Annotated in this window: 7 protein-coding genes; 4 read left to right on the top strand and 3 right to left on the bottom strand. The window is 72.6% G+C overall.

All coding sequences use genetic code 11. From position 1 onward, the window contains the following. Nucleotides 1-100: 100 nt before the first annotated feature. From AC07BF_RS27500 to AC07BF_RS27490, 3 genes are all read right to left on the bottom strand, one after another. The gene (locus AC07BF_RS27500; RefSeq protein WP_363586264.1) at nucleotides 101-1732 is read right to left on the bottom strand and encodes a carbohydrate binding domain-containing protein; all 1632 of its coding nucleotides are present in this window, start codon (nucleotides 1730-1732) and stop codon (nucleotides 101-103) included. Between the two features lie 433 nt (nucleotides 1733-2165). Further along, the gene (locus AC07BF_RS27495) at nucleotides 2166-2753 is read right to left on the bottom strand and encodes a cysteine dioxygenase family protein (protein ID WP_363586263.1); all 588 of its coding nucleotides are present in this window, start codon (nucleotides 2751-2753) and stop codon (nucleotides 2166-2168) included. Nucleotides 2754-2756: 3 nt separating this feature from the next. Next, nucleotides 2757-2882 (bottom strand): hypothetical protein, encoded by a 126-nt coding sequence (locus tag AC07BF_RS27490; RefSeq protein WP_363586262.1) that lies wholly within the window; start codon nucleotides 2880-2882, stop codon nucleotides 2757-2759. 295 nt (nucleotides 2883-3177) lie between these two features. Between AC07BF_RS27490 and AC07BF_RS27485 the strand changes: the two genes are divergently transcribed. The 4 genes from AC07BF_RS27485 to AC07BF_RS27470 form a co-directional block, all read left to right on the top strand. Further along, nucleotides 3178-5088: an alpha/beta hydrolase family protein gene (locus tag AC07BF_RS27485; protein WP_478334055.1), complete on the top strand. Its 1911-nt coding sequence runs from the start codon at nucleotides 3178-3180 to the stop codon at nucleotides 5086-5088. Then, the gene (locus tag AC07BF_RS27480; protein ID WP_363586260.1) at nucleotides 5085-5246 is read left to right on the top strand and encodes a hypothetical protein; all 162 of its coding nucleotides are present in this window, start codon (nucleotides 5085-5087) and stop codon (nucleotides 5244-5246) included. The genes AC07BF_RS27485 and AC07BF_RS27480 overlap by 4 nt, the downstream gene beginning before the upstream one ends. Nucleotides 5247-5325: 79 nt before the next feature. Further along, nucleotides 5326-7263, top strand: coding sequence for a RiPP maturation radical SAM C-methyltransferase (locus tag AC07BF_RS27475; RefSeq protein WP_478334054.1), 1938 nt, complete (start codon nucleotides 5326-5328; stop codon nucleotides 7261-7263). 55 nt (nucleotides 7264-7318) lie between these two features. After that, nucleotides 7319-8017: DUF5825 family protein (locus tag AC07BF_RS27470; RefSeq protein ID WP_478334053.1), on the top strand; the 699-nt coding region annotated here is incomplete at its 3' end.

Genomic DNA, 8017 nt, shown 5'->3' with positions numbered 1-8017 from the left:
CCTCACTCCCACCCCCCCCCCCCCTCCCCCCCCCCCCCCCCCCCCCCCCCCGCCCCCCCCCGGGACGTCAGCAGGACGTCAGCAGGACGTCAGCGGGTGATCAACGACCCTGGAGGGACTTCACGTTGTCGCCGAAGCTCCATCCCTTCGAGCCGTCCCAGTTGAGCGACCACGTCATGAGCCCCTTCAGCGAACCGCCGAACGCGTTCCACGACTGGCCGACCAGGCCCGGGTCCATGTAGCCGCCGCCCGCGCCGGGCTGGGCCGGCAGGCCGGGCACCTGCTTGTCGTAGGGCACCTTGACGGTGGTGCCCTGGATGGTCAGGCCGTTGTTCAGGCAGGTGGTCTGCGCGGTGAAGCCCTGCACGGTGCCGGCCTGGTAGGAGTCGCCGGAGCAGCCGTACATGCTGCCGTTGTAGTACTGCATGTTCAGCCACCACAGCTGCCCGTTGTCGGCGTACTTCTTGACGATCGGCAGGTAGGCGCCCCAGATCGAGCCGTAGGTGACGCTCCCGCCGGTCACGTACGCGGTTTCGGGGGCCATCGTCAGGCCGAAGCCCGCGGGCATCTGCGCCAGCACGCCGTCGATGATGCGCATCAGGTTGGCCTGGGAGGCGGACAGCGTGCCGATGCTGCCGCTTCCGGACAGGCCGGTCTCGATGTCGATGTCGATCCCGTCGAAGTTGTACTTCTTGAGGATCGGGACGACGGTCGCCACGAACCGGTCGGCGACGGTGCTGGAGCTCAGGTCGATGCCTGCGGCGGCACCGCCGATCGACATCAGGATCGTCGCCCCGGCCGCCTTGGCCTGGCACATCTCGGCGGGGGTCGAGACCTTGACGTTGGCGTCCATGCCGTCCTGCCACTGGACGGTGCCGTCCGAGAGGATCACCGGGAAGGCGGCGTTGATGACGTTGTAGCCGTGTGCGGCGATCCGGCTGTCCGTGATGGGGACCCAGCCCATGCCGGGGTGGACGCCGTTCGCGGCGCCGTCCCAGTTCTCCCAGTACCCCTGGAGGACCTTGCCCGACGGCTTGGGCTTCGTGGGGCACGTGTCACCCGGCGCCGGGGTGGTCGGCGGCGGGGTGGTGGGCGGAGGAGTCGTGGGCGGCGGAGTGGTCGGCGGAGGGGTCGTCGGCGGCGGGGTGGTGGGCGGTGGAGTCGTGGGCGGAGGGGTCGTCGGCGTGGGGCTGCTGCCGCCGGGGCCGGTGAGCGACACGTCGTCCGCGTAGTACGCGGGCTGCCCGTACCAGCCGTGCAGGTAGACGGTCACCGAGGTGGTGTTCGGCCCCGTGGTGAAGCCGACGCTGAGCTGGCTGTACGCCGCACTGCTCGGCGTCCAGGTGGACGGGTCGCTGCCGGCGCCGGTGCCGGTGGCGCCCAGGTAGACGTAGCTGCCCTGGACGTAGGCGCTCAGCGTGTACTGGGAGTTGGGCTGCACGCTGACGGTCTGGCTGCACTGGGCGCTGTCCGGGCCGGTCGGCGTGGCCTTGAGCGCGGCGGCCCCGGAGTGGACCGGACTGCTGACGACCGCGCCGGAGCCGCCGGAGCAGGTCCAGCCGGAGAGTCCGCTCTCGAAGCCGGGGTTGGCCACCAGGTTGGGGGTGGCGGCCCCGGCCGTGACGGAGCCGGCCGCGGCGACGCCGGCACCGATGACGGCGACGGCGCTCACCCCGGCGAGGGAGCGCCGCAGGACGCTCGGCCCGTGCTGGGCACGGCTGGTCCGGTTCACCTGCGCCGTGCGTTCCACGCCCGCCCGCGGCTGCGGGCGAGGGGTCCGGAGCGGCTCGCTCCCGGCCGGGTCGCCTTCGGGGCGGCCGGGATCCGGACAGGGTCGGACATCGCCCGACGGACGTGGAGTACGCGACCTTCGACGGAACATGCTGCGTTCCCTTCCCGCCGAACGTCATGGACATGACCGACGCGTGGGGGCGCGACGCCCGGCTGTGGGTGAGGTGGGGACATGTGGGGCTGTGCCGGACCGGATCGTAGGAGGGGCGGCGCAGCTCGTCAATAGGTCTGGACCAATCGCGAGGCGCGGCCCGGTCGGCCGCAACAGAAGCCGACGTCAGGCCGTACGGCCCCGCCCGGTCGACCGGGCAGGGGCCCGGGCGCGGCCGACGGGCCGTCCGGATCGGACGGCCCGTCGGTTCGCTACGGGGCGGTCACCGGGCCAGGCCCTCCGGGCTCCGCCAGCTCACCAGGCGGGCGCCGTCCGGCGGGAGGTCCACGACCTCGTTCCCGAAGACCCGATTGATCGAGCTGCCCCCGTTCAGCGAGATGTCGGCGCCGTAGACGTGCAGGGAGACCGCGCGACCTGTGCCGCCGTTCGACACCCGGTGGATGTCCTCGTCGGGCGGTACGAGGAACTGCACCCGGCCGGGAGAGCAGGTGGTCCGGCCGGACGGCACCAGCACCCGGCGGCCGGTCCTGGAGGGCCGCCACAGCCGGAACGCCTCGTCCACCTCGACGCCCTCCACCACACCTGACACGCACCAGGCGACATGGTCGTGGATCGGGGTGGACTGCCCGGGCAGCCAGGTCAGGGCCACCACGGAGTGCGTCCGTCCGGCGTGCAGCAACCGCTGCGAGTAGCCGTCGGTGCCACCGGCGCACAGGTCGTCGGGCACGATCAGCCCGGACCGCAGGTACTTGCGCAGGGTGTCCGCGGTGAGCTGCGCGGTCAGCACGTCCGCGGCGGCGTAGCGCGCGAGGTCGGAGAGGAACTCGTCGAGGTTGGAGCGCGGTTCCACGGTCTACCGCCCCACCCCGGTGAGCGCGCGCAGCGGCACCGGTGCGGCGATGACGCGGGTCACCGCCACCAGGGCGACGAACAGGCCGATGGTTGTGCCACCGCGCGACGACGCGGCTTGGTCGATCATGGGAATCCTTTTGAGCGGTGCGGAACTTGCCGAAGGCCCGACCGTAGGAATCCATGGCAGACAAGTGATCAACGCGCGGTCGGCGGCGTCGGCGCCGGCCCGCATTCACCTCAGCTGCATTTCGGCCAACTGTGCGAAAGGTCTGTTCGCAGCCACGGCACCCCCTTAGAGTGGCGGCGATCCTCCACAAGTGGACTTTTCTTCACGCCAGTTCACTGGATCTTCACATCAGTGCACCGGCCTCGGAACGTTCAGCGCAGTCTGTTCCCACCATCGAGCCGAAAGGGCCGGGTCCGTGACGCAGGCGTTCCAGTCCCCCGGCTTCGCCGCGCTGGCGGCCGACCGCGCGGTCGAGACGCGGCTCGTCGACGAGCGCTGGCAGGCGGTGGCCTGGGACCTGAGGACGGGCCGGCGCCGGGTGGTCACCGACCGGCCGGGGGGCGTCCATCTGAGCGAGATCGAGCCGGACGGCGACGCCATCTGGTGGTTCGACGCCGACAACGCCGGGGAGGGCCGGTGGTGGCGCGAGCCGTTCGCCGGTGGCGCGGGCGGCGAGGCGCTGCACGACGTGCCGCGCGGGCGGGCATACGGCGTCGCCTTCGACCGGACGGGCGCGCTCGCCGCGGTGGTCGTCGGTGTCGACGGCGCCTCGCACTGCTACGTCGGACCGCCCGCGGGCGAGGCCCGGCTGATCGGTTCGGCGCCGGGGTACCTGAGCCTGGCCGACCTGTCGCCGGACGGTCGGCTCCTCGCCCTCGGCGGGCGGCCCGACGGGGACGACTCAGTGGTCCTGTGGCCGACAGGCGCCCAGGCGGGCGCGCAGGCGGGCACGCAGGCGGACGGTCCGCTGCGGATCGCCGGGGACCGCCGACTACGGCTCTGGCCGATCGAGTTCAACCCGCTCGCGGGACTCGAACCGGAGCTGCTGCTGGTGGTCGAGGAGGACGAGCGGTACACCGTCGCGACCTGGCGGGCCGGCACGGGACTGCGCAGGTACCCGGGGCTGTCGTTCGACTCGCAGATATCGGCCGGCTGGTACCGGGGGCCGCGCGAGGTGCTGATCCAGCACGAGCGGGCCGGGCGGAGCCGGCTGCTCCTCGCCGACCTCGACCCGCCGGAGGGACAGGGGGCGACGCGGCAGCGGGTGACGCCGCAGGGGACCGCACGGCAAGGACCGGCGGAACAGGCCCCGCCCGTCCGGGAGATCAGCACGCCCGGCGGCACGATCCACGACCTGTCCTGCGCTCCGGACGGCACCTTGCACTGCGTCTGGAGCCGGGAGTCGACACCGCCCCGCCCGCTGGTACTGCGCCCCGGCACGGAGGCTGCGCACCACCCCGGACAGGGCCTCGACCCGGACCGGGGCGACACCTCCCGCAGCCGGCGCTGGACGCCCCGGCCGTACGGGCGGATCCACAGCTTCGTCAGCACCCCGGTCGGCGAGGGCCCGTGGCCGACCCTCTTCCTGGTCCACGGCGGCCCCGCCACCCACGACCGCGACTCCTACGACCCGCGGGTGAACGCCCTGGTCGGCCGTGGCTACGCGGTGGTGCGCACCAACTACCGCGGCTCCACCGGCTACGGCGCCCGCTGGCAGCACGAGTACGGCCACCGGGTCGGGCTGGCGCAGATCGAGGACCTGGCCGCCGTCCGCACGGAGCTGGTCGCCGACGGTACGGCGCTCGCGGAGCGCACCGGCCTGTGCGGATTCTCGTGGGGCGGCTACCTGACCCTGCTGGCGATGGGCGCGCAGCCGGAGTTGTGGTCACTCGGCATGGCCGCTCAGCCGATCGCGGACTACCCCGCCGCCTACCGCACCACCACCCCCGCACTGCGCGCGCTCGATCGGCAGCTCTTCGGCGGGACCCCGGACGAGGTTCCCGAGCGCTACCGCGCGGCCGACCCGCGATCGTACGTGCACCAGGTCCGCTCGCCCGTCCTGCTGGTCGCCTCGCGGACCGACGAGCGGTGCCCGCCCGACCAGGTCGCCCGGTACGCCGCGGACCTGCGCCGGCTGGCGGTGCCGCACGAGCTGCTCTGGGTGGACGGCGGCCACTACAGCCGCCGGACCGCCGACCACCGATCGGTGCTGGCCACGATGGTCCGGTTCGCCGAGCACGCCTGGCCGGCACCGCTCCCCCTGCCACCCCGGGGCGACCGCCCCGAGGTACCCGCCGAACTGGTGGAAGGAGGTGAACATCCATGAAGCGACGCAGCATTCAGAACGACCCGATCAGCACCCCGGAGCGTGACCGGGGCGCCGTGGTGGTCCAGGCCTTCGCACTCGACATCACCAAGGCCGCGGTGGTCGCGCCTGCCCTCAAGGGGCAGCCGAAGCCGAAGCCGGAGACCAAGGGCAAGTGATTCTCCGTCGCTCCGGGGCGCCTGCGGTGCCCCGGAGCGACACCTCATCGACCGCCGGCGATCAACAGAAGTGGCCACCATGCGTATCGTCCTGCTGCACATGCCCTGGGGCGCGATCGACGTGCCGTCGCTGGCGCTCGGGATCATGCACACCGCCGCCGCACGCGCCGACCACCAGGTCGAAGTGCGGTACGCCAACCTGGACTTCGTGGACTGGGCCGCCGAGACCGCGGGTTTCGGCGTGGACGACTACCAGTACTTCTCCGAGAAGTCCTACTTCCAGGGCGCGGGCGACTGGGCGTTCGCCGGTGCGCTGTACGGTGACGACGGCCCGGCCCCCGGCGTCGAGGGCGACATCGAGGGCGACATCGACGACAGCGACGGCGAGTTCGCGGCCTACTTCGAGTACCTGGCCACCAGCGGTGCGAGCGAGCAGGAGATCGCACTGACCCGGGCCACCCGCGCGATCGCCCCCGCGTTCATCGCCCGACTGGTCGACGAACTCGCCGCCGACCCACCGGACCTGGTCGGCTTCACCACCACCTTCCAGCAGAACACGGCGAGCCTCGCCGCCGCGAGGCTACTCAAGCAGCGGTGCCCGCAGGTGCGCACGGTGTTCGGCGGCGCGAACTGCGACGGTCCGCAGGGCGCCGCGCTGCACCGCAACTTCCCCTTCCTGGACTACGTGGTGCGCGGCGAGGGCGAGGCCGCCTTCCCGGCACTCCTGGAAGGCGGCGACCTCTCCGCCGTCCCCGGGCTGTGCTGGCGGGACGGCTCCGGGAAGTCGACGGCCAACGAGATGACGAGGCGTCCGCTGCCGCCCGCGGCGATCCTGGCGCCCCGCTACGACGGCTTCTACGAGCGGCTCGACGCCTCCGTCGCGGCCGGCTGGGTCGATCCCAAGCTGGTCGTCGAAGGCTCCCGGGGCTGCTGGTGGGGCGAGAAGCACCACTGCACCTTCTGCGGGCTCAACGGCTCCTCGATGGAGTTCCGCTCCAAGCCGCCGGCCGACTTCCTCACCGAGGTGCTCACGCTCGCCGAACGCCACCAGCTGTTGGACGTCTACGTGGTCGACAACATCCTGGACATGGGCTACTTCGACACCGTCCTGAAGTCGCTCGCCGAGCTCCCGGTGGATCTGCGGCTGCACTTCGAGATCAAGGCCAACCTGCGCCGCCACCAGTTCCAACTCCTCGGCGACTCGGGCGCGGCCCAGGTACAGCCCGGCATCGAGAGCCTGAGCACCCGGGTCCTGCGGATCATGGACAAGGGGGTGACGGGCTGCCAGAACGTCCGCGCGCTGCGGGACGCGCAGAGCGCCGGAGTGTCGGTGAGCTGGAACTACCTCTACGGCTTCCCGGGCGAGCAGCCGGCCGACTACGAGTCGGTGATCCGCCAACTGCCCGTGCTGCACCACCTGGACCCGCCGACCGGAGCGGGCCGGATCGCGATCGAGCGGTTCAGCCCGTACTTCGACCGCCCCGAGCTGGGCTTCGCGATCACCCGACCGGCCTTCCAGTACGGCGCGACCTACCGCCTGCCGGAGAGCGAACTGGCCGAACTGGCCTACGTGTTCAGCGCACCGCCGCGCGGGATCGGCGGCGACCTCGCGGAGCGGCTGAGCGCGGCGGTGGGCACCTGGATCGCGCGGTTCCCCGACAGCCGGCTCAGCTACCGGGACGCGGGCGGGCGGATCGCGCTCGTCAACACCCGCCCCGGGTACGACTGGCGGGTGGTCGAGCTGACCGATCCGGTGGAGCTCGCCGCCTTCCGGCTGCTGAACCAGCCCCGCTCGACCGCCGCGCTGGCCGCCAAGGTCCCCGGCGGCGCGGCGGCGGTCGAGCCGGTGCTGGAGCGCTTCACCGCGCTGGGCCTGCTGTTCCACGACGGGGACGGTTTCCTCCAGGTCGCCGTCGAGTCCGACAACCAGGTGCTGATGCGGATGCAGCACCGGCACGGCCCCGCCGCCGCCCGCCCTGGCGCCGAGGAGGTGCTCGATGCCGTCACGATCGGCTGAACGGACTGATGCCGGAAGGACCGATGCCGGAAGGACCGTTGCGGAAAGGACCATTGTGGGAAGGACCGATGCCGCCTCCTGGCGCGCGGCCGGCCCGGAGGTCGAGCTCTGGCTCGACTACGACCCCGACGCCCGGGAGTTGCCGGGCTTCGCGCTCGGCCACCGCACCCTGTCCGGCCCGGCGGAGGCGGAGGTCACCGAACTGCACCGCGCCGGGGTCCGCTGCCTGCGGCTGACCGAGCCGGTGCGGCTCTGCGCGGACGCGCCGGCGGCCTCCGCGCGGGCGCTGATGCTGCTGCGCGAGGCGACCGGGCAGGGGCTGGCCGTGCTCTGGCAGGCCGACTGCACGGACGGCTGCGCGGCACAGCGCCGGTTCCACCACCTGTACCCGCCCGAGCAGTTGACCGGCGGCCCCGAGGACGTCGTCGCCGACTGGCGCGCCACGTACTACCCGAGCAAGTGCGTCTTCCGGCGCGGCCCCGGCTTCGTCGAGGTGCGCGACCGCCGGTTCGGGACGCTGGAGCTGTTCACCATCGACGAGCCGGGCCACCTGGCGCAGGTCGAGGCGCTGGCCGAGGGCGTCGAGGTCGGCCGGCTGCCGGACGCCGTCCACCGGGACTTCGCCGGGGGGGGGGGGGGCGGAGGGAAGGGGGGGGGGGGGGGGGGGTTTTCCCCCCCCGGGGGTGGGTGGTACCTCTCCTTTTTCTGCCCGTTGTTGTTCGAGGGTCGGGCCACAGAAGGATTCCCCCAAACC

The organism is Kitasatospora sp. NPDC043950 (assembly GCF_056435345.1).
The sequence above is the reverse complement of the archived record's forward strand: the minus strand, read 5'-3'. Positions and strand labels throughout refer to the sequence as shown.